Below are 26,186 nucleotides of genomic sequence, written 5' to 3' on the forward strand. Positions count from 1 at the left end.
CCCGCACTTGGCGGGAGCTGACTGGCCGTTTTCAACGACGGCTCTATAGCAAATCTTGATGGCGGCCGATAGGCAGCCGGAAAAAGACATTTGCAAAAGTCCGGATATTCCTTAGAATATGCGGCCTTTCGGGCACCTATGCCCGCTGTGCCTTTAGATTTGCAGCACCGACTACAGGAACGATGTTCACATGCTAACAATCCGTCTTGCCCTTGGCGGCTCCAAAAAGCGCCCGTTTTACCACTTGACCGTAACCGACAGCCGCAACCCGCGCGACGGTTCGCACAAGGAACAGGTTGGTTTCTTCAACCCTGTTGCTCGTGGTCAAGAAGTTCGTCTGTCCGTGAACCAAGAGCGCGTAGCCTACTGGCTGAGCGTTGGTGCACAACCTTCTGAGCGTGTTGCTCAGTTGTTGAAGGACGCTGCTAAGGCTGCGGCCTGAGCAATATGAACGCGACGCCAGCTGATGCTGATGATTTGATCGTTATCGGCAAGATTTATTCTGTTCATGGCGTTCGCGGCGAAGTGAAGGTGTACTCCTTTACTGATCCTACTGAAAACCTGTTGCAATACAAAACCTGGACGCTCAAGCGCGAAGGCAATGTGAAGCAGGTTGAGCTGGTCAGCGGACGCGGGAACGACAAGTTCCTGGTCGCGAAGCTCAAGGGTCTCGATGATCGTGAAGAAGCTCGTCTTCTGGCCGGTTATGAGATCTGCGTGCCGCGCAACCTGTTCCCTGAATTGACCGACGGCGAGTACTACTGGTACCAGCTCGAAGGTCTGAAGGTCATTGACCATCTTGGGCAATTGCTCGGGAAGATCGATCATCTTCTGGAAACCGGCGCCAATGATGTAATGGTGGTCAAGCCTTGCGCTGGCAGCCTGGATGATCGCGAACGCCTGCTGCCCTATACGGAGCAATGCGTGTTGGCCGTCGACCTTGCCGCAGGCGAGATGAAGGTGGATTGGGATGCGGACTTCTAAGCGTGGCTAACTTGCGCGTAGAAGTGATCAGTTTGTTTCCCGAGATGTTCTCCGCCATCAGCGAGTACGGCATCACCAGTCGGGCGGTGAAACAGGGGCTGTTGCAGCTGACCTGTTGGAACCCGCGAGACTACACGACGGATCGACATCACACTGTGGATGATCGCCCATTTGGCGGTGGTCCGGGCATGGTGATGAAGATCAAGCCCCTGGAAGATGCTCTGGTTCAGGCCAAGGCAGCAGCCGGGGAGGCGGCGAAGGTGATTTACCTGTCCCCCCAAGGCCGTCAACTGAATCAGTCGGCGGTACGCGAGTTGGCGAATCTGGATGCATTGATCCTGATTGCCGGCCGTTATGAAGGCATTGACGAGCGTTTCATAGAAGCTCATGTCGATGAAGAGTGGTCGATTGGCGACTATGTACTGTCTGGCGGCGAGCTGCCGGCGATGGTCCTGATCGATGCGGTTACACGACTGCTGCCTGGAGCTTTAGGGCATGCGGACTCCGCAGAGGAAGATTCCTTTACGGATGGTTTGCTGGATTGCCCGCACTACACCCGACCGGAGGTGTATGCGGATCAGCGTGTTCCCGACGTATTGCTAAGTGGCAATCACGCGCATATCCGGCGTTGGCGTTTACAGCAGTCCCTTGGTAGGACCTTTGAACGACGCGCCGATCTTCTGGAAAGCCGCTCGCTTTCTGGAGAAGAGAAGAAGCTGCTCGAGGAATACATCCGCGAGCGGGACGATAGTTAACAACGTATCGATGGTAGATCCGACGATTTACCTTAGGAGCACAGCATGACTAACAAAATCATCCTTGCACTCGAAGCAGAGCAGATGACCAAAGAGATCCCTACCTTTGCCCCGGGCGACACTGTTGTCGTTCAGGTGAAAGTGAAGGAAGGCGACCGTTCGCGTCTGCAAGCGTTCGAAGGTGTTGTTATCGCCAAGCGTAACCGCGGCGTAAACAGTGCTTTCACCGTTCGTAAAATCTCCAACGGTGTTGGCGTAGAGCGTACTTTCCAGACCTACAGCCCGCAAATCGACAGCATGGCCGTTAAACGTCGCGGTGACGTACGTAAAGCCAAGCTGTACTACCTGCGTGACCTGTCCGGTAAAGCAGCTCGCATCAAGGAAAAACTGGCTTAAGTCCAGCTTCCGATGCAGAAAAAAGCAGCCTACGGGCTGCTTTTTTGTTGCCTGCGATTTATCTTCCCTAGCCGTACTGTCGGTCTTGCCTGAGCCTTTATGCCTGCCATCGATCATCCTCTGATAGACCAGTTTCTCGACGCGCTGTGGTTGGAGAAAGGCCTTTCCGATAACACCCGTGATGCCTATCGCAGTGACCTGGCCCTGTTCAACGGCTGGTTGCAGGAAAAAGGGCTGGAGCTGATCAACGCCGGACGCGAGTTGATTCTCGATCATCTGGCCTGGCGTCTGGAGCAAAACTACAAGCCTCGTTCCACTGCTCGATTCCTCTCGGGAGTGCGCGGGTTTTATCGCTACCTGCTGAGGGAAAAACTGATCGCCGTCGATCCGACCTTGCGCGTCGACATGCCGCAGCTGGGGCGGCCATTGCCTAAATCCTTGTCGGAAGCCGATGTGGAAGCCTTGCTGAAGGCGCCGGACTTGAGCGAGGCCATTGGTCAACGGGACCGCGCCATGCTTGAGGTGCTCTACGCCTGTGGTTTGCGGGTGACAGAGTTGATCAGCCTGACGCTGGAGCAAGTCAACTTGCGCCAGGGTGTGTTGCGAGTGATGGGCAAGGGCAGCAAGGAGCGGTTGGTGCCGATGGGAGAGGAGGCGATTGTCTGGGTAGAGCGCTACATGCGCGACGCACGCAGCGAGTTGCTCGGCGGACGTCCCAGCGATTGTCTGTTCCCGAGTCTGCGCGGCGAGCAGATGACGCGACAGACGTTCTGGCACCGCATCAAGCACCAGGCCAAGGTGGCCGGGATCGGCAAGTCGCTGTCACCCCACACCTTGCGCCACGCCTTCGCCACGCACCTGCTCAATCACGGCGCGGATCTGCGGGTGGTGCAAATGCTGCTTGGCCATAGTGACCTGTCCACGACCCAGATCTACACCCACGTCGCCCGCGCCCGCTTGCAAGACCTGCACGCCAAACACCACCCGCGTGGTTAACACTGGACTCTGTAGCAGCTGGCGAAGCCTGCGTCCGGCTGCGAAGCAGTCGTAAACCCTGACTGCTTGATTTGATCGAGACACCTCATTGCCTGATTTCACGTCTGCTGCGCAGCCGGACGCAGGCTTCGCCAGCTGCTACATAACGCGTCGTGCACCGTGGGCGATATGTCGTGCATCAGGCACATTCGGCCCCGCAAGCCTTATGTGGTAGGCTTTGCCGGTTTGCACGATGGGCGGTTATGACCCGGTGTTTCGGCACGGGCGTTCTGATCGTCCCATTTGTCCGCCTTCAGGAGTTCTCATGCGTCTGACCCATATTTTCGCCGCCGCAGCCATTGCGTTGGTCAGCACCTTTGCCGTCGCCGATGATGCGGCCGACAAAGCCATCCGTAAAAGTCTGGAAAACCTCGAGCTGGAAGTTCCGGTAGAAAGCATTTCCGCCAGCCCGCTGCCGGGCATGTATGAAGTCAAGCTCAAAGGCAGCCGCGTGCTCTACGCCAGCGCTGATGGCCAATACATCGTTCAGGGCTACCTGTTCCAGCTCAAGGATGGCAAGCCGGTCAACCTGACCGAGAAGACCGAACGACTGGGCGTTTCCAAACTGGTCAACGCGATTCCGGTAGCAGAAACTGTGGTCTATCCGGCCATCGGCGAAACCAAATCGCACATCACCGTCTTCACCGACACCACCTGCCCGTATTGCCACAAACTGCACGCCGAAGTGCCTGAGCTGAACAAGCGCGGCATCGAAGTGCGTTACGTTGCGTTCCCGCGCCAGGGCCTGGGTTCGCCGGGTGACGAGCAGCTGCAAGCGGTCTGGTGCTCCAAGGACAAGAAAGCGGCCATGGACAAAATGGTCGACGGCAAGGAAATCAAGGCCGCCAAATGCGATAACCCGGTTTCCAAGCAATTTGCTCTCGGTCAGTCGATTGGCGTGAACGGCACGCCGGCCATCGTTTTGGCTGACGGTCAGGTCATTCCGGGCTACCAGCCTGCGCCACAAGTCGCCAAACTGGCGCTGGGCGCGAAGTAAATTCGCATCGTCACGGTCAGCCTTTGACGATCATGGTTCGGCGGCGTTGTTCGCCGAGCCATTAATAGAGAACCGCGAGTATGCGGTTGTTTTCACGGCCGGCCTTGAGTCGGCCGTTTTATGGGGAGTTCACAGTGAAACCGGTCAAAGTAGGCATCTGTGGGTTAGGAACCGTCGGTGGCGGTACCTTCAACGTACTTCAGCGCAACGCCGAGGAAATTGCTCGTCGTGCCGGGCGTGGGATCGAAGTGGCACAAATTGCCACGCGCACGCCAAAGCCTCAGTTCCAAACGACCGGTATTGCGATTACCAACGATGTCTTCGAAGTGGCCACGAACCCTGAGATCGACATCGTTATAGAGCTGGTGGGCGGCTACACCGTTGCCCGTGAGCTGGTACTCAAGGCCATCGAGAATGGCAAGCATGTGGTCACCGCGAACAAGGCACTGATTGCCGTTCACGGTAACGAAATCTTCGCCAAGGCACGCGAGAAAGGCGTGATCGTGGCGTTCGAAGCAGCAGTGGCCGGTGGCATTCCGGTGATCAAGGCGATCCGTGAAGGCCTGTCCGCCAACCGTATCAACTGGGTCGCCGGCATCATCAACGGCACGGGCAACTTCATCCTGACTGAAATGCGTGAAAAAGGCCGGACCTTCGAAGATGTGCTCGCTGAAGCGCAGGCCTTGGGTTACGCGGAAGCCGATCCGACCTTTGACGTTGAAGGTATCGATGCAGCCCACAAGCTGACGATCCTGGCGTCGATTGCGTTCGGTATTCCGCTGCAGTTCGACAAGGCGTACACCGAAGGCATCACCAAGCTGACCACCGCTGACGTGAACTACGCCGAAGCGCTGGGCTACCGCATCAAGCACCTTGGTGTGGCTCGCAGCACGGCTGCCGGTATCGAGTTGCGGGTGCACCCGACACTGATCCCGTCCGATCGTCTGCTCGCCAACGTCAACGGCGTGATGAACGCGGTCATGGTCAACGGCGATGCTGCGGGTTCGACCCTGTTCTACGGTGCTGGCGCCGGCATGGAGCCGACCGCTTCGTCGGTCATCGCCGATCTGGTGGACGTGGTTCGCGCCATGACGTCCGACCCGGAAAACCGCGTACCGCACCTGGCCTTCCAGCCAGACTCGCTGTCGGCCCACCCGATCCTGCCGATCGAAGCCTGCGAAAGCGCCTACTACCTGCGCATTCAGGCCAAGGACCATCCTGGCGTGCTGGCTCAGGTCGCAAGCATCCTGTCGGAGCGCGGCATCAACATCGAATCGATCATGCAGAAAGAAGTCGAAGAACATGACGGTCTGGTGCCGATGATCCTGCTGACCCACCGTGTGCTGGAACAGCACATGAACGACGCGATTGCCGCGCTGGAAGCCCTGACAGGCGTCGTGGGGCCGGTCGTACGGATCCGCGTCGAGCACCTGAACTAAGCCGTTATCGTTCACCGGGCCCGCCTGTGGGCCCGGCTTTGCGAACACTGTCCATTGGAGTCAGTCATGCGTTATATCAGTACCCGCGGCCAGGCACCGGCCCTGAATTTCGAAGACGTCCTGCTGGCCGGTCTGGCCACGGACGGCGGCCTCTATGTGCCGGAAAACCTGCCACGTTTCACCCAGGAAGAAATCGCGTCCTGGGCCGGCCTGCCTTATCACGAGCTGGCCTTCCGGGTGATGCGCCCGTTCGTTACCGGCAGCATTCCGGATGCCGATTTCAAAAAGATTCTTGAAGAAACATACGGCGTGTTCTCGCACAGCGCCGTGGCGCCATTGCGTCAGCTGAACGGTAATGAATGGGTATTGGAGCTGTTCCACGGCCCGACCCTGGCGTTCAAGGATTTCGCCTTGCAGCTGCTCGGGCGCTTGCTCGACTACGTGCTGGAAAAACGTGGCGAGCGCGTGGTGATTGTCGGCGCTACGTCCGGCGACACCGGTTCGGCTGCCATCGAAGGCTGCAAGCACTGCGAAAACGTCGACATCTTCATCCTGCACCCGCACAACCGCGTGTCTGAAGTGCAGCGTCGCCAGATGACCACCATTTTCGGCGAGAACATCCACAACATCGCCATCGAAGGCAACTTCGATGACTGCCAGGAAATGGTCAAGGCCAGCTTCGCCGACCAGAGCTTCCTCAAAGGCACGCGTCTGGTGGCAGTGAACTCGATCAACTGGGCGCGGATCATGGCCCAGATTGTTTACTACTTCCACGCAGCCCTGCAGTTGGGCGGCCCGGCTCGTTCGGTATCGTTCTCGGTGCCTACCGGCAACTTCGGCGACATCTTCGCCGGCTACCTGGCACGCAACATGGGTCTGCCGATCAACCAGTTGATCGTCGCCACCAACCGCAACGACATCCTGCACCGCTTCATGAGCGGCAATCAGTACGTCAAGGAAACTCTTCACGCCACGCTGTCGCCGTCCATGGACATCATGGTGTCGTCGAACTTCGAGCGTCTGCTGTTTGACCTGCACGGTCGTAATGGCGCGGCGATCGCCGGTTTGATGGACAGCTTCAAGCAGGGTGGCGGTTTCAGCGTCGAACAAGAGCGCTGGACCGAGGCCCGCAAGTTGTTCGACTCCCTGGCCGTGGATGACGCACAGACCTGCGAGACCATTGCCGAGGTGTACGAGCAGACCGGCGAGTTGCTGGACCCGCACACCGCCATTGGCGTCAAGGCCGCGCGTGAATGCCGTCGCAGCCTGGACATTCCGATGGTCATCCTGGGGACGGCCCACCCGGTAAAATTCCCGGATGCCGTGGAAAAAGCCGGTGTGGGTAAAGCGCTGGAGCTGCCTGTGCACCTGACCGATCTGTTTGATCGGGATGAGCGCTGCACCGTGTTGCCGAATGATCTGAAAGCGGTACAGGCTTTCGTCAGTCAGCATGGCAATCGCGGCAAGCCGTTGTAATCGGGCCGCGTCAGTCACAACAAAAAACCCGTCTTTCGACGGGTTTTTTGATTTCGCGACCGCGTGTTTTTTCCCTGTCATCTTCCCCGTGCATGCTTCATCAACCCAAGGCGCCAAACCGCCTGCAATTGAAATCCAGAACTTTCTTCTCAGGCCAGCGGTCATTTAGAGTAGGCCTGCCCCAGGCACTTTTGTTTTCGGACTATTGAGTGGTGATCGAGATGGAAAGTATCAGTCTGTTGCTCGGTGAGGCTCTAAGCCCGTATCAAGTCACGCTGACCCCATCGGGCGCCCATGGCGAATGCCTGGTGACCCTGAAGAGTTCGACCGGCGCAATCGTGGTCGAGCGCGCCTTCAATCAGGCTCAATTGAGCGACAAGCGTTTGCTGACGGATGTCGTCGACGGTCTGCACCGTGACGTGATGATTGCCGAAGGTCGGCTGGAACCCTGCGTCATCGCGGCCTTGCGTAACGCCGCTCAGGACAAAATCCTGGCGAGCCGAAATTGAATTGGAGTGTGTGGGAACCATCCTGCACGAAAGCCTGTCAGAGCATGTAACAGCAGGATCAAGCATTGTGCTCCGGTGCTTGTAGCTTGCTGTTACTGGTCTTTATGTAGGCCACGTTTAACCCCGAGTCGTCTCCCCACTTCTCGGGGTTTCTTTTTGCCCGCGATTTGTCATGGCTGGGCTTGCTGCTCGAAATACACCCTGGATTCTTCCAGATAGGCACGCCGACTTTCCGGGTCGAGCCACGCAGCGTAGGCCTCGCTCAATCGATCGCGGGGCAGTTTGCGCAGCAGTTGGTTGATCTCGACAATTGCCTGACGACCCTGCGGCGTGTCGGTACAGCCGATGTAGCCGGACAGGAACTTCTCTGCCCCGCGAATCGGATAGAACTGCAACTCATCCACGGCAATGCCTTGCTGTTCCGCCTGGTAGCGTATTTCCGGGCGATACCCCAACACGACTCGCAAGCGCCCCAGACGTTGCATCTGCAGCAGGCTGCCCAGTGCATCGTTGCCATAGTGGGCGGTGAGGGCGTTGGGCGGTGCTTGTTTGAGCAGCCCGTCGAGGTAGTCGCCGTAGTTGCGCTCGGCAATGATGCCAAGCTTCTCGCTGTCGCTGGCCAGCAGCGCTGCGAGGTCCACTTCACCGTCCTGAACAAAAGGCGCGAGCGACTCGCGGTCGACACGCCGCACCGCCAGACCATTGCTCATGGCCCGAAACACTGGAATGGAAAAGGCGATCCAGCGCTCACGCTCCTTGCTCCGATTCAATGCGGCATCGCACGTCAGAGAAGGCTCGTGGAGCATTTGCAAACCGCGCGCACGATTGACCCGCATCAGGGTGTGCGTGTATTGCGGCATGCCGGCAATCAACAGGGGCAACAGCTGATCAATGACGCCCTGACCCTTTTTCGGGCCTTCGAAAATCATCAGTGGCGGCAGATCCCGCAATAGCCAGACCAGGGTTTCCTTGGGTTGCGCCATCGGTGACGACATCGAACCCATGAGCAAAACAAAGGCCACGTACGCGCACACGCCCCTGCCTCGTTGCGACAGGACGCGTGTGTGCAGCGGCGAAAACTGGCGTTTCAGCTTAGATAGCCCCGTCTTCACGCAGCTTTGCGATCTGCGCATCGTCGTAACCAAGATCGTTGAGTACCTGCACATTGTGTTCGCCCAACTTCGGCCCGACCCATTCCGACGTACCGGGTGTCTCTGAGAGTTTCGGCACGATCCCCGGCATCTTGAAATCCTTGCCGTCCGGCAGCTTGGCCTTCAGGAACATCTCTCGGGCCAGGTACTGCGGATCACTGAACATGTCTTCGGCGCTGAAGATCCGGCTGGCCGGTACCTCGGCCTGATTCAGCTGCTCGATGATGGTGTCCAGTGGCAGCGAGTTGACCCAGCGATCGATCACCCCATAGAGCTCGTCCCGGCGCGTGTCACGGCCATCGTTACTGGCCAGGACCGGGTCGTTGGCCAGGTCTTCCCGACCGATGATCAGCATGAAACGCTTGAAGATGGCATCGCCATTCGCGCCGATCTGCACGTGTTTGCCATCGGCGCTGGTGTGAATCGAGGAGGGCGTGATACCCGGCATGATGTTGCCGGTACGTTCGCGGATGAAGCCGAACACGTCGAACTCCGGCACCATGCTTTCCATCATGGCGAAGATCGCTTCATAGAGCGCCACATCCACCACTTGGCCCTGTCCGCCATTGACCTCGCGATGACGCAACGCCATCAGCGCACCAATCACGCCCCAGAGTGCGGCGATCGAGTCGCCAATCGAAATCCCGGTACGCACCGGAGGTCGGTCCTCAAAGCCCGTGATGTAGCGCAGGCCGCCCATGGACTCCCCAACAGCGCCAAACCCCGGTTGATCTTTCATCGGCCCGGTCTGGCCGAAGCCCGAAAGACGAACCATGACCAGTTTAGGATTCAGGGCATGTAAAACGTCCCACCCCAAGCCAAGCTTTTCCAACACGCCTGGACGAAAATTCTCGATCAATATGTCTGCTTCGCCGAGCAGCTTTTTCAGAATGGCCAGGCCTTCGGGGTGTTTCAGGTTCAGGGTCAGGGACTTTTTGTTGCGCGCCTGAACGAACCACCATAACGAGGTGCCTTCATACAGCTTGCGCCATTTGCGCAACGGATCGCCGCCGTTCGGGGATTCAATCTTGATCACGTCAGCACCGAACTCGCCGCAAATGCGCGAGGCAAAGGGCCCGGCGATCAACGTACCCAATTCAATGACTTTCAGACCTGAGAGCGGTTTGGCGGTGAACGGCATGCTGGATCCTGTAGGACAAAGGCTGGCTGGTAGAGCGTTTTAGCATAGCCCGGCGTCAGTCGCCCAAGGTTCATCGCTTGAATTCGTTGATTGCCTGCCGCATCGGTTAGACTTGCCGCCTTTCTCCGTATCAAGAAGCCCGTTCATGGCCCAGCCGTCCACGACCTACAAGTTTGAACTGAACCTCACCGACCTCGACCGCAGTGTTTACGAGAGCGTGAAGCAGACCATCGCCCGTCACCCTTCGGAAACCGAAGAACGCATGACCGTGCGCCTGCTTGCCTACGCCTTCTGGTACAACGAGCAACTGTCGTTTGGTCGCGGTCTGTCAGACGTGGATGAACCTGCCTTGTGGGAAAAAAGCCTGGATGACCGCGTTCTGCACTGGATCGAAGTCGGCCAGCCCGATGCGGACCGTCTGACCTGGTGCTCCCGTCGTACCGAACGCACCAGCCTGTTGGCCTACGGCAGCCTGCGCGTGTGGGAAACCAAGGTTATTCCGGCGATCAAGAACCTGAAGAACGTGCACATCGCAGCCGTGCCGCAGGATGTGTTGGAAACCCTGGCCAAGGACATGCCCCGCGTTATCAAGTGGGACGTGATGATCAGCGAAGGGACGATTTTCGTCACCGACGACCGTGGTCAACACGAAGTCCAGTTGCAATGGCTGAGCGGCGAACGGGGCTGATTCTTTTCACGTCAGTCCACAGCGCCCGATATTTCCTACCTATTCAAGAGAAGCACCTGTCACCCCATGCGTATCGAACCTCGCCTGCTGCCCGACATCCTGCCCTTCCTCGGTGATATTCCCCCACTGTTGACCCGCCTGTACGCAGCGCGTGGCGTGCAGTCCGAGGCTGAACTGGACAAGAGCCTGGCGCGGTTGATCCCGTTCCAACAGCTCAAGGGCATCGAGGCGGCGGTGGACCTGTTGGTGACGGCCCTGGAGCAGCGACAGCGGATTCTGATCGTCGGCGACTTCGATGCCGATGGCGCGACCGCCAGTACGGTAGGCGTGTTGGGCTTGCGTTTGCTGGGCGCGGCGCATGTCGACTATCTGGTGCCGAACCGTTTCGAGTACGGCTACGGCCTGACACCGGAAATCGTTGAAGTCGCCCTCACGCGTACACCGCAGTTGTTGATCACGGTGGACAACGGCATCTCCAGCGTTGAAGGCGTCGCGGCAGCGAAGAACGCCGGTCTTCAGGTGTTGGTGACCGACCACCACTTGCCAGGCGATGAACTGCCGTTGGCCGATGCCATCGTCAATCCGAATCAGCCAGGTTGCGAATTTCCTAGCAAGGCACTGGCCGGTGTCGGGGTGATTTTCTACGTGTTGATGGCCTTGCGTGCACGTTTGCGCAGTCTTGGTTGGTATGAGAGCAAACCGCAGCCGAACATTGGCGAGTTGCTGGATCTGGTGGCCCTGGGCAGCGTAGCCGACGTGGTCCCGCTGGATGCCAACAACCGGATTCTGGTGCATCAAGGTCTTGAGCGGATTCGCGCCGGACGTGCTCGACCCGGCGTCAAGGCGATCCTTGAAGTGGCCAAACGTGAGCCAGCGCGCATTACCTCCACCGATCTGGGCTTCATTGTCGGTCCACGCCTGAACGCGGCGGGGCGTCTGGATGACATGAGCCTGGGCATTGAATGCCTGCTCACGGAAGACGCGGGGCTTGCCCGGGAAATGGCAATCCAGCTCGACGGCATGAACCAGGACCGTAAATCCATCGAGCAAGGCATGCAGCGTGAGGCGCTGGCCCAGCTCAAGGATTTACCGGTCGAATCCATGCCGTTCGGCTTGTGCCTGTTCGATCCGGAATGGCACCAGGGCGTCATCGGTATCCTCGCGTCCCGTATGAAAGAGCGCTATTTCCGTCCGACCATCGCCTTTGCCGATGCGGGCGATGGCTTGCTCAAGGGCTCTGGGCGTTCGGTGCAGGGTTTTCATATTCGCGACGCCTTGAGCGTGGTGGCAGCGCAACACCCCACGTTGATCAGCAAGTACGGCGGCCACGCGATGGCGGCAGGCTTGACACTACCTGAAGCGAATTTTCCGCTGTTCGCCGAGGCATTCGACGCTGAAGTGCGCCGGCAATTGCGTGAAGAAGACCTGACCGGGCGCCTGCTGTCGGACGGCACGCTGGCGGTCGAGGAATTTCACCTGGAGCTGGCGCGCGCCTTGCGGCATGCCGGCCCCTGGGGGCAGCATTTTCCGGAGCCGTTGTTCCATGGCGTGTTTCAGCTGGTCGAGCAACGTGTGGTCGGTGAACGTCACCTCAAAGTCGTGCTGCGAAGCGAGTGCGGCTCGGTGAAGCTCGATGGCATTGCGTTCGGAATCGACCGCGACATCTGGCCAAATCCGACCATCAAGTGGGTGGAGCTGGCCTACAAACTCGACCTCAACGAGTTTCGTGGCAACGAGACCGTGCAGTTGATGATTGCCCATATCGAACCGCGCTGAGCCCATCGCGGGCTTGCGCGCGATAGCCCCTTTCACCGAATTCATCTGAACCCTCCCTCATCCCCCGATGTCGACTAGGCTCTAAGCACTGCTTGATAATCCTTGTGACGTCTTGTCGAATTTTTTGCCCGCGGGGGCGGGCGCTGTACCTCTTTCCTGTCACTCGTCGACTTTTCAAACAGAACCCTGGAGCCTGCCCACTGATTCGAGAGGTGCCCCATGAGTCTGCTGCTAGAACCCTATACCCTTCGCCAACTGACCCTGCTCAACCGCATTGCGGTATCGCCCATGTGCCAATACTCCAGCGTCGATGGCCTGGCCAATGACTGGCACCTGGTCCACCTCGGCAGCCGTGCAGTTGGCGGTGCGGGGCTGATTTTTACCGAAGCCACCGCCGTCACCGCCGATGGACGCATCACTGCCGAGGACCTCGGCTTATGGAATGATGAACAGATCGAACCATTGCAGCGCATCACGCGCTTTATCGCCGCGCAGGGGGCTGTTGCCGGCATCCAGTTGGCACACGCCGGGCGCAAGGCCAGCACTTATCGGCCATGGCTGGGCAAACACGGCAGCGTCAAACCCGAAGACGGTGGCTGGGTGCCGGTAGGGCCTTCGCCCATCGCATTCGACCCCCAGCACACGCCGCCTACACAGCTTGATGAAGGCGCAATCGCCGAGGTCATTCAAGCCTTTGTCGACTCGGCAAAGCGCGCCCTGACGGCGGGTTTCAAAGTGGTTGAAGTCCACGCCGCCCACGGTTACCTGTTGCACCAGTTTCTTTCGCCATTGAGTAATCAGCGTCGCGATCAATACGGCGGTTCTTTCGAAAACCGGATTCGTCTGGTGTTGCAAGTCACTGAAGCGGTACGGGCGACATGGCCTGAGGAATTACCCGTGTTTGTTCGCGTGTCGGCCACCGACTGGGTGGAAGACGGCTGGAACCCCGATGAGACTGTTGAACTGGCGCGCCGCCTCAAAGCCTTGGGTGTTGACCTGATCGACGTCTCGTCGGGCGGTACGGCGGTCAACGCCGAGATTCCAACTGGCCCGGGCTATCAGACGCGGTTCGCCGAACGTGTGCGCAAGGAGTCAGGTATTGCCACCGGCACTGTAGGAATGATTACCGAGCCAGCCCAGGCGGAGCATATCTTGCGCACGTGTCAGGCGGACATCATCTTCCTTGCCCGTGAACTGCTGCGCGATCCGTACTGGCCGCTGCACGCCGACGACGACCTGGGTGGACGCAAGGCCATCTGGCCGGCGCAGTACCAGCGGGCGACGCACCGCGACCAGCCGATTCATGAGTCGGATTTGCGTGAGTAGTTGAACGCAAAAGATCGCAGCCTGCGGCAGCTCCTACAGGGTGAATTCAATTCCCTGTAGGAGCTGCCGCAGGCTGCGATCTTTTGATTTTGCCGTTAGCGGTTAGACGTACTTACGCTTGTCCGGCGCCGGCGGGAAGTACTGATACAACCAGGTTTCACTCAGCGTCCTGTCCTGGGTACGGATGAACAACCGAAGCTCTACCGGCTCCACGCTGTCATTGGTCGGGAACCAGTCAAAGGTGATGCGATAGCCTTTGATGTCATCCAGCACCAGCACGTTGAAATCCTTCACCTCACCATTCGAGCACGTCACCACCGGCTCGATGCCGGCACCTTCCGGCAAGCGATCCAGGCCACCCCCGGTGAAGTCCACGGCAAAACGGCGCGCCCAGACTTCCGGGTAATGCTCACCCGGCGCCCAGCCCTCAACGAAACCACCCATACCCGAACGTGTCGCATTGACTCGCGCCAGCGGCGTGCTCACGGGAGGCAAAGCGCTCCAGAAGAGCTTGTAGCCGTAGTTCAAGGAATCCCCCGCGGCGACCGGTTTTTTCGGCGTCCAGAAGGCAACGATGTTATCCAGGGTTTCGCCGGTTGTAGGAATTTCCAGTAAATCGATAGAGCCTTCGCCCCACGCGGTCGTAGGTTCTACCCACAGGCTCGGGCGCTTGCTGTACCAGTCGACGGTGTCCTGATAGCTGGCGAATTCGTGATCGGTCTGCACCAGGCCAAAGCCCTTCGGATCGGTATCGGCAAAGGCGTTGAACTGCAAGGTGGCCGGATTGTTCAGCGGACGGCAGATCCATTCGCCGTTGCCGCGCCACATGGCCAGGCGATCAGAGTCATGGATTTGCGGGTGAATGGTGTCGCACATGCGCCGCTCATGGGTGCCGCAGCTGAACATGCTGGTCATGGGTGCGATGCCCAGTTGTTCGATCGCGGTACGGGCGTTGATGTGGGCATCGACCCCCATGACCACCTGGCTGGCCTGACAGTCGATGTCAAAACGATAGGCACCTGTGGCGCTTGGCGAATCCAGCAGGGCGTACACCACGAAGCGAGTGCTGTCCTTGGCTGGCGTCTCGAACCAGAACTTGGTGAAGTCCGGGAACTCCTCACGCTTTTTGGCGTAGGTATCGATCGCCAGGCCGCGTGCAGACAAGCCGTACTGGCCTGACGCATCGACCGCACGGAAATAGCTCGCGCCGAGGAAGGACAGCACATCATGGCGGTCCAGCTCGGGGGCTTTGAACAGCTTGAACCCGGAAAAACCCAGGTCGCCCTTCAGTTGCTGGGTATCGACCGTGGTTTTCTCGTAATTGAACAGGGAAGGGCGGAAATGCACCTCGCGCGCCTGACGCGTCTTGGGGTCGACGCTGTACATCCGCACCGGCTGCTTGAAGCCCATGCCCACGTGGAAGAACTGCACGTCCAGCTGACCGTTCAGGTCATTCCACAAGGAGTGATCGGCGTCGTAGCGAATCGCATTGAAATTCTGCGGCGTCATGGTCGCCAACGTCGGCGGTAGCACCTGTTTGGTGTCCTGGTAACGCTGGCCGGCGAGTTGCTTGGCCTGAATCTTCAGGGCCTCGAAATCGAACGCCTGCGCGTCGCCATCGGCGGCGCCATTACCCGCCCAGGCCCGAGCGGCCAGCAGGCCAGTCGCTGACAATCCCGTGTAGGCCGCAATGGCCATGGACGCTTTGAGTAAATTCCTGCGGTGCATAAGTAAACCTGTCGTGAACAATCCCGCGCCGTTCCTGGCACGTGCTGGATCAAAAATGGGGTTCGGACATGCCTTCGGCCAAACGCAACGGACGTTAAACAGATACCAAATAGCTTAAACCGTTCGGTTGCAGACACAAATTGATTGATGGCATAGCGACAGCTTGGCAATGAAACAAGAAATGTCGGTTCATTTTTCTGACAGGGCATTCTGAATTTAAGGGCATTTCTGCTTTTTTCGACTAATTACTCTAAAAACTGCTTTCCAGTGCCGATTATCTTTCTATTCTAAGGGCATGACCGATTTCTGCCCTTCAGATCGGTGAGTCAAAAAGTGAAAGGGCGATGGGTTTTTTTGCAGTTTTCTTTTATAGGGAAAGGACCTCGTCCATGGCAAAAGTACAGAGCATCACCGAAATACTGGGAATATTTCCTTGCCTCAGTGTTGGCCGTCGCAGACGTCGCCTGAGTTCAGAAGAAATAAAGTTGGTCGAGCAGTATCGCGACTTGTCGGAGAGCGACCGGATTGCGATGCGTTATCTGGTGGATGCGATGAGGAGTGTTTCGCGGTTTTGATGAGTACAGCATCCGGCAGCGGCATTTTTGCTTCTGCCGGATGTTGTCGGCTACCCATCCTGAGCGCGTTCTGCACGCTGATGTAAAAGTCGCAATATCTGTATCTGGCCATTCATCAATCGATAGGGCGCGATGAATGGATAACTGTTTATCACCAGCTCTCTCACGTCTGGCATCACAGAGGGGCGACCTGATCCTGGAAATTGTTCCAGTTGATGGAACGAGTGGAGAATTGTCGTAACGATCTCAATCGCAGCATCATCTCCAACAACACCTTGGTAGTACTCATGAATCGCGTCGAGATCGCTTTCAGCTTTTTGAGTCAGTACTACGTTCGGCACGTTTTGCCCACTTAGCCTTCACGGCGTCCAGATCGGTGAGATTGCCGGCATCAGCATCTGCTATGCCTTCGCTGATGGCTTGCAGATGCCATGACTCGGCCTCCACATACCGAACCAATGCACGCTTGAGATGGTACTGACGGTCGCGATCAGTGGCAGCAGCCAATTGGTCCAGTTGTTGGGCCAAATTTTCTTCAACGCGAAAAGACAAAACGGGCGAGGCCATGGTGGCTTTCCTGAATGGGTGTATACGTTGTAAACACCGTATGCGTTGTATGCGTTTTCGTCAATCAATGCAGCGTGCATGGGTTGATAAAGACTTTAACTCGCACCTGGAAAACGGGAGGCTGGCGTGTATTGCAAAATGCTTTCGCCCCCCGCTGTTCACTGATACCTACCCGATTTCACCCACCGCTCGATACGCCTCGTCAATCGCGGCATGGGCATAAGCACTCCACGCCGCATCCGAGTTGGCAATGCTGACTCGTCCCACTGGCTGACGTGCCAGGTTCATCAGTCTTTCACTCTCGTCAGAATCGTCATACAGGCTATTGGAGAAATACGCGTAGCCGTGCGACCAGCGATTCACCGTGATGGCGAGGATGTCGGTCTGGTGATTGAAGCCACCAGGGCCCAGCATTCGTTGCAACTGATCGCGCAGTTGCGCTTCCAGTTGTTCAAAGGATTGCCCGTACAGACGACCACGGCCGGCCCGCGCCTGGTCACGGGCATTCATCCCGCTGTTAGGGCTGGTAGGCACGTAAACCATGTGCAGGCCGATAGGCTGTTTCGGGTCGCGCGGGTGGTCGTAGCCGCCCATGCTCACCGGGTAGTCGAGTTTGATGCGGCTGTAGGGCTGGGTCGCGGCGTAGATTTCATGCACACCCAGTTTCTGGAACGACTCCCAGTTGCGGATCACCACTTTGGTGTAGACCAGCGGGAATTTCACGTTCTGGCTCAGGGCGTGTGACTGCTCGGCCGACAGGTCTCGCAGCAGGTACGGAATGATCATGTTGTAGCAGGCCATGATGCAGTGTTTCCCGCGTACCTGGCTCAGCTGACCCCCACGGCTATAGCCGACGTTCACACCCGTGCCGACGTTGCGCACGCTGACGGCGGTGCTGTTGAGACGAATGCGCACCGCTGATTTCGGTTGATCCAGTTTGGCGTAGTCGAACGTAGCGAGGACCACATCGTCCATCGTGTGGCCCGGTGCCACGGACGGGATCAGGCTGCGGACCAGCAACCGTGCAAGCGAGGCGTTACCGTCGGGGAAGTGGTAGATGTAGGGCTCTTCCATTTCCGCCTGGGCTTCTTCGCTGATCGGTTCGAGACTCATCGCACCGAAGCCTGGGAAACCAACCGAATAGGCGTCGGACGCTGCGACCGCGTCAATGCTCAGGGCCATGAAGTCGTTGGTGCGGCTTTGGAAGTACTTCACCGCCTGTGCCGACAGTCCTACGTCCTTGAGCAGGAAATCCTGGTAACTGGTGGACTCCAGGTGCGCGGTTTTCTCTTCGAGGGTTTTACCGGCGAGGTAGTCCTTTGGCGCCATGTGCAGCGCGATCAGCGCTTCGCGATCCGCTTGCGGTAGCGGGAAATCGTTGATGAAGTCAGGGATGGAGCGTGCGTGCAATTGGTCGGGGGCGATGTCGTCGGCGACCATCGGCGTTGGATCGCCGCTGACCAGTTTGTCTTCGCCAAAGTTTTCCTTGTCGAAGAACACGGCCCGGGACAAGCCCAGGTCAGGGTAAAACTGGCGGTCGAAGGCGGTCTCGAAGCGTTTGATGTCGACGCCGAGTTTCTTCAGCAGGCCATTTACTTCTTTGCTGTAGAGGTGATTGGGTGACTGGAACGCTTCGCTGCCGCCGTAGCCGATGATCGTACGACCGCCGGCCGAGAACTCGTTGCGCTTGGCGTGACCGCCAAAGTCGTCGTGGTTTTCCAGAATCAGGATGCGGGCTTTCGGATGTTTCTCACGGTAGAACCACGCGGCTGACAGACCGCTGAGGCCGCCGCCTACAACCACCAGGTCATATTCTTCGCTGATCGGCAGCTTGTCGGTATCAAAAACCTTTTTCTCCCAGCCCATCTGGTGCGCAATTTCGAAGGAGCCGACGTGGCTACCGCGCAGACCGGTAAGGGCAGGAGGGTAGTAGCGCCCGTCTGGGGCTGCCTGGAGAATTTGCAGCGGCGTCATGCCGGCAGCGATGGTGACTGCAACGCCGTTGAGGAAGTCGCGGCGGGTGATGTCCATGTTCAATCCTTGTTGGTTTTTATAAATCGCTGCGGCGCGAAAATGGCGCCGCAGCGAGGGCCGTTACCGGCTGACTTTCCAGGCATCACCCGCAGGTGCGGTGCCGTGGTCGTAAGGTTTTGCAAACCACATGTAGAGCAGGCCCAAACCGATGACGATAGCCGTGCTCAGGACCATGGCGTAGTTGATGTACCACGCCGCATCCGGGGTCCGTGGCCAGGCCATGTTGATGATGGCGCCGACGCCGTAAACCAGTGCGCCGATGTTTACCACCCAGCCCCACGCGCCGAGGGTGAATTTGCCACTCGGTTTCCAGCCTTTCATGCGCGCATACAACGCCGCGAGCACGATCATCTGGAACGCCAGGTAGATGCCGATCGCTGCGAAACTGACGATGGTTGCGACCGCATCCTGCAGGAAGAAACCCAGGATAATGATCAGCGCTGGCAGGACGCCTGAAACGAACAGTGCCGCAACCGGTACCTGAGTTGTAGGAGATATCTTCTTCAGCAGTGAGCTACCGATGACCATTTCATCCCGTGCGTAGGAATACAGCAACCGACTCGCCGCCGCTTGCAGGCTGATCACGCAGGAAATAAAGGAAATCATCACCACGCCCATCACCACTTTTGAGCCCACCGGGCCGAAGGCGTTGTTGAGGATGGTGGTGACCGGGTCCTTGTCGGTGCCGTTGATCACGGCTTGCATGTCTGGTACAGCGAGGATCAGCGCGAGGCAGGCGAACATCGCCGCGATGCCGCCGATGTAGATGGTCATGCGCATGGCGACCGGAATTTGCTTGCTCGGGTTCGGCGTTTCTTCGGCCACGTCGCCGCACGCCTCGAAGCCGTAGTACAGGAACATCCCCGCCAGCGAAGCAGTGAGGAAAGCGGGCAGGTACGAACCGTCGACACTGATATCAAAGGTGTTGAACAGCACGCTGATCGGCTGATGGCGTTCGAACACCAGCAAGTAAACGCCAACGATCACCGCCCCGACCAACTCGCACAGGAAGCCGAACATGGCGATTCGCGCCAGGACTTTTGTGCCACTGAGATTGACCAGGGTGGCGAACAGCGTCAGCACCAGGGCGATGACGATATTGGTGTTGTTGCTTGGTTCAAAGCCCAGCATGGCGGCCAGGTACGGACCGGCACCGACGGCAACCGCAGCGATGGTGACGCACAGTGCGATGGAATAGATCCAGCCGACCATCCATGCCCAGCGCTTGCCCACCAAGCGGCGACCCCAAGGGTAGACGCCACCGGAAATCGGGAATTGCGAAACCACTTCACCGAAGATCAGGCACACCAGCAACTGGCCGCAACCGACCAGCAGATAGGCCCAGAACATTGGCGGCCCGCCAGCGGCGAGGCACAGGCCGAACAGGGTATAAACCCCTACGACCGGAGAGAGATACGTGAACCCCAGGGCGAAGTTTTCCCACAGGCTCATGCTGCGATTGAAGTTCGAGGTGTAACCCAGTTTGCGTAATTGCTCGGCATCGCTGTCGGCAACGGCTGCAGAGAGATCGGGTGATGCACTCATGGTGTGTTAGCTCCGGAAAATCGGCAGATTTCGGATGTTCGAAACCGTGGCGGGGCCATGACGGCTCGGCCCGGATCGGTGGTTTTTGTTTTATGTATCCAACGTTGAAACCTGATGGTGCGTATTGCCGGTCTCTGCCTTGAAACCGAGGTGACGCCATCGCTGGCAAGCCGGCTCCCACACGTTTTGTGGTTGCCCACAGGGCCAGAGTACACCGCAACCCTGTGGGAGCTGGCTTGCCAGCGATGCTGTTAGTGCTTGAACATCACATGCCGAACCACGGTGTAGTCCTCCAACCCGTACATCGACATGTCCTTCCCGTAACCGGACAATTTCTGACCGCCATGGGGCATTTCGCTGACGAGCATGAAGTGCGTGTTCACCCAGGTGCAGCCGTACTGCAGGCGCGCCGACAGGCGATGGGCACGGCCGACGTCCGAGGTCCAGACCGACGACGCCAGGCCGTAGTCCGAATCATTGGCCCAGCCCAGCACCTGCGCTTCGTCGGTGAACTTCGTGACCGACACCACCGGCCCGAACACTTCGCGACGGACGATCTCGTCATCCTGCTGCGCATCCGCCAGCACCGTCGGTTCGAAGAAGAACCCGTTGCCTTCCACGGCCTTGCCGCCGGTGATCAAACGGATGTGCGACTGCGCCACGGCGCGCTCGACGAAACCGGCCACGCGGTCGCGGTGTTGCGCGGTGATCAGCGGCCCCAGCTCGGTCGACGGATCGTCCTGCAAGCCGTACTTGATACTGCTCACCGCCTCACCGAGCTTCTCGACAAATTTCTCGTAGATGCCGGCCTGGGCGTAGATACGGCACGCGGCGGTGCAATCCTGGCCGGCGTTGTAGAAACCGAAGGTGCGAATGCCTTCCACGGCGGCGTTGATGTCGGCGTCGTCGAAGATGATCACCGGGGCTTTGCCACCCAGTTCCATGTGCATGCGTTTGACGCTGTCGGCGGTGCTGGAAATGATGTTCGAACCGGTGGCGATCGAACCGGTCAGCGACACCATGCGCACTTTCGGGTGGGTAACCAGCGGGCTGCCCACGGTAGGACCCCGGCCAAACACCAGATTGAGTACGCCGGCCGGGAAAATCTCCGACGCCAGTTCGGCCAGTCGTAACGCCGTCAACGGGGTTTGTTCCGACGGCTTGAGCACCACGGTATTACCCGCTGCGAGGGCCGGGGCGATTTTCCAGGCAACCATCATCAAGGGGTAGTTCCACGGCGCGATGGAGGCGATCACACCCACCGGATCGCGACGGATCATCGAGGTATGGCCGGGCAGGTATTCGCCACCCGCCGAACCGCTCATGCAGCGGCTGGCGCCGGCGAAGAAACGGAACACGTCGGCAATCGCCGGGATCTCGTCGTTCAGCGCCGCGCTGTAGGGCTTGCCGCAGTTGTCCGATTCCAGCTTGGCCAGTTCTTCGCCGTGGGCTTCGATGGCGTCGGCGAGCTTGAGCAGCAGCAACGAGCGGTCTTTCGGCGGCGTTTGCGACCAGCTGTCGAACGCGGCATCGGCGGCGCGCACGGCGGCGTCGACCTGGGCTTCGCTGGCTTCGTTGATCTCCACCAGAACGCGGCCGAGCGCCGGGTTGAACACGGCTTGGGCAGGGCCTTCGCCATCGATCAGCTGGCCGTTGATCAGGAGTTTGGTTTGCATCTCTATGTCCTCTTCGAACCTGTTGTTGTTCTCTGTGTAAACCGCCCCCTGTAGGAGCGAGCTTGCTCGCGATGGACGTGAACGATGACGCGTTCAGACTGGTTGCTCGCGGTGTGTGCGAGATCATCGCGAGCAAGCTCGCTCCTACAGGGGGGCGGGTTCCTCCAGTTATTCGGTTACTTCCCGCCACTGCCCGCAACGCTTTCGCCGCCACGGGTCAGGTAATAGGCGCCGAGGATAGGCAGCATGGTCACGATCATCACCAGCATCGCGACGACGTTGGTCACGGGCACATCCCGCGGCCGACTGAGCTGGTTGAGCAGCCAGAGGGGCAGCGTGCGTTCATGGCCGGCGGTGAAGGTGGTCACGATGATTTCGTCGAACGACAGCGCGAAGGCAAGCATGCCACCGGCCAGCAACGCAGAGCCCAGGCTCGGCAGGACGATGTAGCGGAAGGTCTGCCAACCGTCGGCGCCGAGGTCCATCGAGGCCTCGATCAAACTGTGCGAGGTGCGGCGCAAACGTGCGATCACGTTGTTGTAAACGATCACCACGCAGAAGGTCGCGTGGCCGACGATGATGGTGAACATCCCCGGCTCGATCCCCAGTGTCTTGAACGTCGCCAGCAAAGCGATACCGGTAATGATCCCCGGGAGTGCAATCGGCAGGATCAGCATCAAAGAGATGCCTTGTTTGCCGAAGAAATCACGTCGGTACAGGGCCGCCGACGCCAGCGTACCGAGGACCATTGCAATCAAGGTCGCAATCGCCGCGATTTGCGCCGACAGCTTGATCGCCTCCAGAACGTCGGGACGTGAGAACGCCACGCTGAACCAGTGCAGGGTAAAACCCTTGGGCGGAAAGCTGAACGCCGCGTCTTCGGTGTTGAAGGCGTACATGAAGATGATCAGGATCGGGAAGTGCAGAAATACCAACCCGCCCCAGGCCGCGATTTTCAGGCCTAAAGAAGCTTTCTCAGAGTGCATCGAAGGCCCCCAGTCGTTTGACGATAGTCAGGTAGATGGCAATCAGCACAATCGGCACCAACGTGAACGCTGCAGCCATCGGCATGTTGCCGATCGCACCTTGTTGGGCGTAGACCATGCTGCCGACGAAGTAACCCGGCGGCCCCACCAGTTGCGGCACGATGAAGTCGCCCAGGGTCAGCGAAAAAGTGAAGATCGAACCGGCGGCGATCCCCGGGATCGACAGCGGCAGGATCACCTGCATGAAGGTCTGGCGTGGCTTGGCCCCGAGGTCGGCGGAAGCTTGCAGCAGCGAAGGCGGCAAGCGTTCAAGCGAGGCCTGGATCGGCAGGATCATGAACGGCAGCCAGATGTAGACGAACACCATGAAGCGACCCAGATGCGAGGTCGACAAGGTGCTGCCGCCGACGCCGGGAATGCCCAGTACGAACTGCAGAACCGGTTCCAGCCCCAGGTGCTGAACGAACCATTGCGCCACGCCACCCTTGGCCAGCAGCAAGGTCCAGGCATACGCCTTGACGATGTAACTGGCCCACATCGGCATCATCACCGCGATGTAGAAAAACGCCTTGGTCTTGCCGGTGGTGTAACGCGCCATGTAGTAAGCAATCGGAAACGCGACGATGGCGCTGGCAATCGAAACGACGATCGCCATGCTCAAGGTGCGCAGGATGATGTCGAAGTTCGACGGCTGGAACAGGGCAGCGAAGTTCGCCAGGGTCAGGTCGGGTGTGACCGCCATGGTGAAGTCGTCGAAGGTGTAGAAACCCTGCCACAGCAACGTCAGCAGCGAGCCCAGGTAAATGGCGCCGAACCAGATCAGCGGCGGCACCAGCAACAACGACAGGTACAGGTTGGGGCGGCGATACAACAGGTTGGAGAACCTGCGCAATGCCGAGCCACCCGACGGGTTCCGGGAGATAGCCAAGGTGTTCATCTCACACCCCGCCGACTACGTTGTCGTGCAGCGGGATCATGGCTTCCCGTGCCCAGCGAGCATTGATGCGCTGCCCGGTCTGGTGCTGGGCGCTGGTGTCCAGCCACTGATTGTTCGCCTGACTGATGTTCAGGGTCTGGCCGTTTTCCAGCTTCAGTTCATAGCGTGTGGCACTGCCCTGGTACTGGATGTCATGGAGCAGGCCGCTGACTTCAATCTCATGGCTCGCCAGCGGGCCTTCGGCGAACCGCACGTGTTCCGGGCGAATCGAGAATGGCTGTGGATTGCCGCTCAGCTGCTTCGCCAGATCGCCACGAATCACGTTCGAGGTGCCAACGAACTCGGCGACGAAGCTGGTTGCCGGTTTCATGTAGAGGTTGCGCGGCGTATCGACCTGTTCGATGCGACCTTTGTTGAAGACCGCCACACGGTCGGACATCGACAGCGCTTCGGTCTGGTCGTGGGTGACAAAGATGAAGGTGATGCCTAGCTGGCGTTGCAACTTCTTCAGTTCACTCTGCATCTGCTCGCGCAGCTTCAAGTCGAGCGCGCCGAGGGGCTCGTCGAGTAGCAGCACGCGAGGTCGATTGACCAGGGCACGGGCGAGGGCCACACGTTGGCGTTGACCACCGGACAGTTGCACCGGTTTGCGATCGCCGTAGCCGCCCAGGGCAACCATGTCGAGAGCTTCCTCAGCGCGCTTCTGGCGTTCGGCCTTGCCGACGCCCTTGACCTTCAAACCGTAGGCGACGTTGTCGCGTACGTTCATGTGCGGGAACAGTGCGTAATCCTGGAAAACAGTGTTGACGTCACGCTGGTACGGCGGCAGCCCGGCGGCTTCTTCGCCGTGAATACGGATAAAGCCTGCGCTCGGTTGTTCGAACCCGGCGATCAGGCGCAGACAGGTGGTTTTGCCCGAGCCGGAAGGCCCCAGCATGGAGAAAAACTCGCCGTCCTGGATGTCGATGGAAACCCGATCTACGGCTTTCACTTCGCCGAATAGACGGGAAACGTTGGTGAACTGGACTGCAAGCGTCATGGTGCGGTGCTCCAAAAAGGCGAGGGTCGTCACAGCGGCCCTGCCTGGACTTCTGAAAAATCTGGATCTTGATGAATAACCCTGTAGCAGCTGCCGAAGTACGAGGCTGCGTTGCGCGTCCGCAGGAACGCCCTCACGGGGCGCCTCGCAGCCCAGCGCAGCCTCGTACCTCGGCTGCCGCTACAAAATGGTTTTGGGGCGGCTTCGCCACCCAGCGGGAGCAAGCTCCCTCGCCACAAGGTTTTTGCCGAACAGGTTCTCGAGGCTTAACGGCCGCCCATGATCGCGATGTAGTCCTGGGTCCAGCGGCTGTACGGCACGAATTTGCCGCCTTCAGCCTGCGGGGTTTTCCAGAAGGCGATCTTCTCAAACTGGTCGAAACCGTTGGTTTTGCAGCCCTCGGCGCCCAGCAATTCACTGCCCTGGCACGCTGCCGGGACGGCTGGCAACGAACCGAACCAGGCGGCTACATCACCCTGGACTTTCGGTTGCAACGACCAGTCCATCCACTTGTAGGCGCAGTTCGGGTGCTTGGCTTCGGCGTGCAGCATGGTGGTGTCCGCCCAGCCGGTGGCGCCTTCTTTCGGGATGGTCGAGGCGATCGGCTGCTTCTCGTTCATCAGGCCGTTGACCTGATAAGGCCAGGCGCTGGACGCGACCACGCCTTCGTTCTTGAAGTCACTCATCTGCACGGTGGTGTCGTGCCAGTAGCGGTGGATCAACGGCTGCTGTGCGCGCAACAGTTCGAGCACCGCCTTGTATTGGGTCTCGGTCAATTCGTACGGGCTTTGAATGCCCAGTTCCGGCTTGGTGGTTTTCAGGTAAAGCGCTGCATCGGCGATGTAGATCGGGCCGTCATAGGCCTGCACGCGACCCTTGTTCGGCTTGCCATCAGGCAGGTCCTGCGCGTCGAACACCACGTTCCAGCTGGTTGGCGCGGTCTTGAAGACGTTGGTGTTGTACATCAGTACGTTCGGGCCCCACTGATACGGGGTGCCGTAGGTCTGTTTGTTGACCACGTACCACGGCGCATCCTTCAGGCGCGGGTCAATGCTTTTCCAGTTCGGGATCAGGTCGGTGTTGATCGGCTGCACACGTTTGCCAACGATCAAGCGCAACGAGGCATCGCCCGATGCGGTGACCAGGTCGTAACCGCCCTTGGCCATCAGGCTGACCATTTCATCGGAGGTGGCAGCGGTTTTCACGTTGACCTTGCAGCCGGTTTCCTTCTCGAAACCGGTCACCCAGTCGTAAACCTTGTCGCTTTCCCCCCGTTCGATGTAGCCGGGCCAGGCGACGATATCCAGCTGACCTTCGCCGGCGCCCAAGGCTTTCAGCGGTTCGGCGGCCTGGATACTGGCACTGGCCAGCAGCGCGGTGGTGATTGCACTGAGCAGTGCGGTCTTGTGCACGAACATGGGGTTTC

25 protein-coding genes are annotated in these 26,186 nt (G+C 58.9%); 13 read left to right on the forward strand and 12 right to left on the reverse strand.

The genetic code is table 11. The annotated features are described in order from the left end of the window. The first annotated feature begins 190 nt into the window (after positions 1-190). The 9 genes from rpsP (at position 191) to GBC55_RS13775 (ending at position 7,591) form a co-directional block, all read left to right on the forward strand. Positions 191-442 carry a 30S ribosomal protein S16 gene (rpsP, locus tag GBC55_RS13735; protein WP_007944872.1) on the forward strand — a complete coding sequence of 84 codons (252 nt, stop codon included), beginning with the start codon at positions 191-193 and terminating at the stop codon, positions 440-442. A 5-nt stretch (positions 443-447) separates the two neighbouring features. After that, positions 448-984 carry a ribosome maturation factor RimM gene (gene rimM / locus GBC55_RS13740; protein WP_162438272.1) on the forward strand — a complete coding sequence of 179 codons (537 nt, stop codon included), beginning with the start codon at positions 448-450 and terminating at the stop codon, positions 982-984. Between the two features lie 2 nt (positions 985-986). Further along, the gene (gene trmD / locus GBC55_RS13745; protein WP_090188015.1) at positions 987-1,739 is read left to right on the forward strand and encodes a tRNA (guanosine(37)-N1)-methyltransferase TrmD; all 753 of its coding nucleotides are present in this window, start codon (positions 987-989) and stop codon (positions 1,737-1,739) included. Positions 1,740-1,784: 45 nt separating this feature from the next. Beyond that, entirely contained in the window at positions 1,785-2,135 is a 351-nt protein-coding gene (gene rplS, locus GBC55_RS13750) for a 50S ribosomal protein L19 (protein WP_063322826.1), read from the forward strand. Between the two features lie 99 nt (positions 2,136-2,234). Then, positions 2,235-3,131, forward strand: a complete 897-nt coding sequence (gene xerD, locus GBC55_RS13755; protein WP_162438273.1) for a site-specific tyrosine recombinase XerD — start codon at positions 2,235-2,237, stop codon at positions 3,129-3,131. Between the two features lie 304 nt (positions 3,132-3,435). Next, positions 3,436-4,167 (forward strand): bifunctional protein-disulfide isomerase/oxidoreductase DsbC, encoded by a 732-nt coding sequence (gene dsbC, locus GBC55_RS13760; protein ID WP_162438274.1) that lies wholly within the window; start codon positions 3,436-3,438, stop codon positions 4,165-4,167. A 134-nt stretch (positions 4,168-4,301) separates the two neighbouring features. Continuing rightward, the gene (locus GBC55_RS13765) at positions 4,302-5,606 is read left to right on the forward strand and encodes a homoserine dehydrogenase (RefSeq protein WP_162438275.1); all 1,305 of its coding nucleotides are present in this window, start codon (positions 4,302-4,304) and stop codon (positions 5,604-5,606) included. A gap of 66 nt (positions 5,607-5,672) precedes the next feature. Further along, entirely contained in the window at positions 5,673-7,082 is a 1,410-nt protein-coding gene (gene thrC / locus GBC55_RS13770) for a threonine synthase (protein ID WP_162438276.1), read from the forward strand. A 221-nt stretch (positions 7,083-7,303) separates the two neighbouring features. Continuing rightward, positions 7,304-7,591, forward strand: a complete 288-nt coding sequence (locus GBC55_RS13775; protein ID WP_162438277.1) for a DUF3509 domain-containing protein — start codon at positions 7,304-7,306, stop codon at positions 7,589-7,591. 170 nt (positions 7,592-7,761) lie between these two features. Here GBC55_RS13775 and GBC55_RS13780 read toward each other — a convergent pair whose 3' ends face one another. Further along, entirely contained in the window at positions 7,762-8,625 is an 864-nt protein-coding gene (locus GBC55_RS13780; protein ID WP_247266907.1) for a TIGR02285 family protein, read from the reverse strand. A gap of 58 nt (positions 8,626-8,683) precedes the next feature. After that, entirely contained in the window at positions 8,684-9,883 is a 1,200-nt protein-coding gene (locus GBC55_RS13785; protein WP_162438279.1) for a CaiB/BaiF CoA-transferase family protein, read from the reverse strand. Between the two features lie 145 nt (positions 9,884-10,028). On the opposite strand from GBC55_RS13785, the gene GBC55_RS13790 reads away from it, so the two are divergent. The 3 genes from GBC55_RS13790 (at position 10,029) to GBC55_RS13800 (ending at position 13,673) form a co-directional block, all read left to right on the forward strand. Further along, the gene (locus GBC55_RS13790) at positions 10,029-10,571 is read left to right on the forward strand and encodes a YaeQ family protein (protein WP_008151638.1); all 543 of its coding nucleotides are present in this window, start codon (positions 10,029-10,031) and stop codon (positions 10,569-10,571) included. A 66-nt stretch (positions 10,572-10,637) separates the two neighbouring features. Next, positions 10,638-12,347, forward strand: a complete 1,710-nt coding sequence (gene recJ, locus GBC55_RS13795) for a single-stranded-DNA-specific exonuclease RecJ (RefSeq protein ID WP_162438280.1) — start codon at positions 10,638-10,640, stop codon at positions 12,345-12,347. Between the two features lie 219 nt (positions 12,348-12,566). Next, positions 12,567-13,673, forward strand: a complete 1,107-nt coding sequence (locus GBC55_RS13800) for an NADH:flavin oxidoreductase/NADH oxidase (protein ID WP_162438281.1) — start codon at positions 12,567-12,569, stop codon at positions 13,671-13,673. Between the two features lie 102 nt (positions 13,674-13,775). Here the strand turns inward: GBC55_RS13800 and GBC55_RS13805 are convergent, their stop codons facing one another. Continuing rightward, positions 13,776-15,401 (reverse strand): glucan biosynthesis protein D, encoded by a 1,626-nt coding sequence (locus GBC55_RS13805; protein WP_162438282.1) that lies wholly within the window; start codon positions 15,399-15,401, stop codon positions 13,776-13,778. A 389-nt stretch (positions 15,402-15,790) separates the two neighbouring features. Here GBC55_RS13805 and GBC55_RS13810 point away from each other — a divergent pair, with 389 nt between their 5' ends. Further along, a complete protein-coding gene (locus GBC55_RS13810) occupies positions 15,791-15,976 on the forward strand; it encodes a hypothetical protein (protein WP_162438283.1) in 186 nt (61 codons plus the stop codon). A 50-nt stretch (positions 15,977-16,026) separates the two neighbouring features. Here GBC55_RS13810 and GBC55_RS13815 read toward each other — a convergent pair whose 3' ends face one another. From GBC55_RS13815 to ydcS, 9 genes are all read right to left on the reverse strand, one after another. After that, on the reverse strand, positions 16,027-16,317 hold the full coding sequence (locus tag GBC55_RS13815) for a type II toxin-antitoxin system RelE/ParE family toxin (RefSeq protein WP_162438284.1): 291 nt from the start codon (positions 16,315-16,317) through the stop codon (positions 16,027-16,029). Continuing rightward, entirely contained in the window at positions 16,286-16,543 is a 258-nt protein-coding gene (locus tag GBC55_RS13820) for a ribbon-helix-helix protein, CopG family (protein WP_162438285.1), read from the reverse strand. Before GBC55_RS13820 ends, GBC55_RS13815 begins: the two co-directional genes overlap by 32 nt. 168 nt (positions 16,544-16,711) lie before the next feature. Next, a complete protein-coding gene (locus tag GBC55_RS13825) occupies positions 16,712-18,574 on the reverse strand; it encodes an NAD(P)/FAD-dependent oxidoreductase (RefSeq protein WP_162438286.1) in 1,863 nt (620 codons plus the stop codon). Positions 18,575-18,637: 63 nt separating this feature from the next. Beyond that, positions 18,638-20,122: an amino acid permease gene (locus GBC55_RS13830; RefSeq protein ID WP_162438287.1), complete on the reverse strand. Its 1,485-nt coding sequence runs from the start codon at positions 20,120-20,122 to the stop codon at positions 18,638-18,640. 251 nt (positions 20,123-20,373) lie between these two features. Continuing rightward, positions 20,374-21,798: a gamma-aminobutyraldehyde dehydrogenase gene (locus GBC55_RS13835; RefSeq protein WP_162439223.1), complete on the reverse strand. Its 1,425-nt coding sequence runs from the start codon at positions 21,796-21,798 to the stop codon at positions 20,374-20,376. 176 nt (positions 21,799-21,974) lie between these two features. Further along, positions 21,975-22,784: an ABC transporter permease gene (locus tag GBC55_RS13840; protein ID WP_162439224.1), complete on the reverse strand. Its 810-nt coding sequence runs from the start codon at positions 22,782-22,784 to the stop codon at positions 21,975-21,977. Next, the gene (locus tag GBC55_RS13845) at positions 22,774-23,721 is read right to left on the reverse strand and encodes an ABC transporter permease (protein ID WP_162439225.1); all 948 of its coding nucleotides are present in this window, start codon (positions 23,719-23,721) and stop codon (positions 22,774-22,776) included. The genes GBC55_RS13840 and GBC55_RS13845 overlap by 11 nt, the downstream gene beginning before the upstream one ends. 1 nt (position 23,722) lies before the next feature. Further along, positions 23,723-24,760, reverse strand: coding sequence for an ABC transporter ATP-binding protein (locus tag GBC55_RS13850; protein WP_162439226.1), 1,038 nt, complete (start codon positions 24,758-24,760; stop codon positions 23,723-23,725). A 266-nt stretch (positions 24,761-25,026) separates the two neighbouring features. Continuing rightward, complete coding sequence (gene ydcS / locus GBC55_RS13855) at positions 25,027-26,178, reverse strand: putative ABC transporter substrate-binding protein YdcS (protein ID WP_162439227.1); 1,152 nt, start codon at positions 26,176-26,178, stop codon at positions 25,027-25,029. Positions 26,179-26,186: the final 8 nt, after the last annotated feature.

Source organism: Pseudomonas sp. TNT3 (assembly GCF_010095445.2).
Classification (GTDB): Bacteria; Pseudomonadota; Gammaproteobacteria; order Pseudomonadales; family Pseudomonadaceae; genus Aquipseudomonas.

What these genes read in the sequence shown, in the direction of transcription:
- rpsP (WP_007944872.1), top strand. Translation starts at nt 191, where the DNA reads ATGCTAACAATCCGTCTTGCCCTTGGCGGCTCCAAAAAGCGCCCGTTT.
- rimM (WP_162438272.1), top strand. Translation starts at nt 448, where the DNA reads ATGAACGCGACGCCAGCTGATGCTGATGATTTGATCGTTATCGGCAAG.
- rplS (WP_063322826.1), top strand. Translation starts at nt 1,785, where the DNA reads ATGACTAACAAAATCATCCTTGCACTCGAAGCAGAGCAGATGACCAAA.
- xerD (WP_162438273.1), top strand. Translation starts at nt 2,235, where the DNA reads ATGCCTGCCATCGATCATCCTCTGATAGACCAGTTTCTCGACGCGCTG.
- dsbC (WP_162438274.1), top strand. Translation starts at nt 3,436, where the DNA reads ATGCGTCTGACCCATATTTTCGCCGCCGCAGCCATTGCGTTGGTCAGC.
- thrC (WP_162438276.1), top strand. Translation starts at nt 5,673, where the DNA reads ATGCGTTATATCAGTACCCGCGGCCAGGCACCGGCCCTGAATTTCGAA.
- GBC55_RS13775 (WP_162438277.1), top strand. Translation starts at nt 7,304, where the DNA reads ATGGAAAGTATCAGTCTGTTGCTCGGTGAGGCTCTAAGCCCGTATCAA.
- GBC55_RS13785 (WP_162438279.1), bottom strand. Translation starts at nt 9,883, where the DNA reads ATGCCGTTCACCGCCAAACCGCTCTCAGGTCTGAAAGTCATTGAATTG.
- GBC55_RS13790 (WP_008151638.1), top strand. Translation starts at nt 10,029, where the DNA reads ATGGCCCAGCCGTCCACGACCTACAAGTTTGAACTGAACCTCACCGAC.
- recJ (WP_162438280.1), top strand. Translation starts at nt 10,638, where the DNA reads ATGCGTATCGAACCTCGCCTGCTGCCCGACATCCTGCCCTTCCTCGGT.
- GBC55_RS13800 (WP_162438281.1), top strand. Translation starts at nt 12,567, where the DNA reads ATGAGTCTGCTGCTAGAACCCTATACCCTTCGCCAACTGACCCTGCTC.
- GBC55_RS13805 (WP_162438282.1), bottom strand. Translation starts at nt 15,401, where the DNA reads ATGCACCGCAGGAATTTACTCAAAGCGTCCATGGCCATTGCGGCCTAC.
- GBC55_RS13810 (WP_162438283.1), top strand. Translation starts at nt 15,791, where the DNA reads ATGGCAAAAGTACAGAGCATCACCGAAATACTGGGAATATTTCCTTGC.
- GBC55_RS13820 (WP_162438285.1), bottom strand. Translation starts at nt 16,543, where the DNA reads ATGGCCTCGCCCGTTTTGTCTTTTCGCGTTGAAGAAAATTTGGCCCAA.
- GBC55_RS13825 (WP_162438286.1), bottom strand. Translation starts at nt 18,574, where the DNA reads ATGGACATCACCCGCCGCGACTTCCTCAACGGCGTTGCAGTCACCATC.
- GBC55_RS13830 (WP_162438287.1), bottom strand. Translation starts at nt 20,122, where the DNA reads ATGAGTGCATCACCCGATCTCTCTGCAGCCGTTGCCGACAGCGATGCC.
- GBC55_RS13835 (WP_162439223.1), bottom strand. Translation starts at nt 21,798, where the DNA reads ATGCAAACCAAACTCCTGATCAACGGCCAGCTGATCGATGGCGAAGGC.
- GBC55_RS13840 (WP_162439224.1), bottom strand. Translation starts at nt 22,784, where the DNA reads ATGCACTCTGAGAAAGCTTCTTTAGGCCTGAAAATCGCGGCCTGGGGC.
- GBC55_RS13845 (WP_162439225.1), bottom strand. Translation starts at nt 23,721, where the DNA reads ATGAACACCTTGGCTATCTCCCGGAACCCGTCGGGTGGCTCGGCATTG.
- GBC55_RS13850 (WP_162439226.1), bottom strand. Translation starts at nt 24,760, where the DNA reads ATGACGCTTGCAGTCCAGTTCACCAACGTTTCCCGTCTATTCGGCGAA.
- ydcS (WP_162439227.1), bottom strand. Translation starts at nt 26,178, where the DNA reads ATGTTCGTGCACAAGACCGCACTGCTCAGTGCAATCACCACCGCGCTG.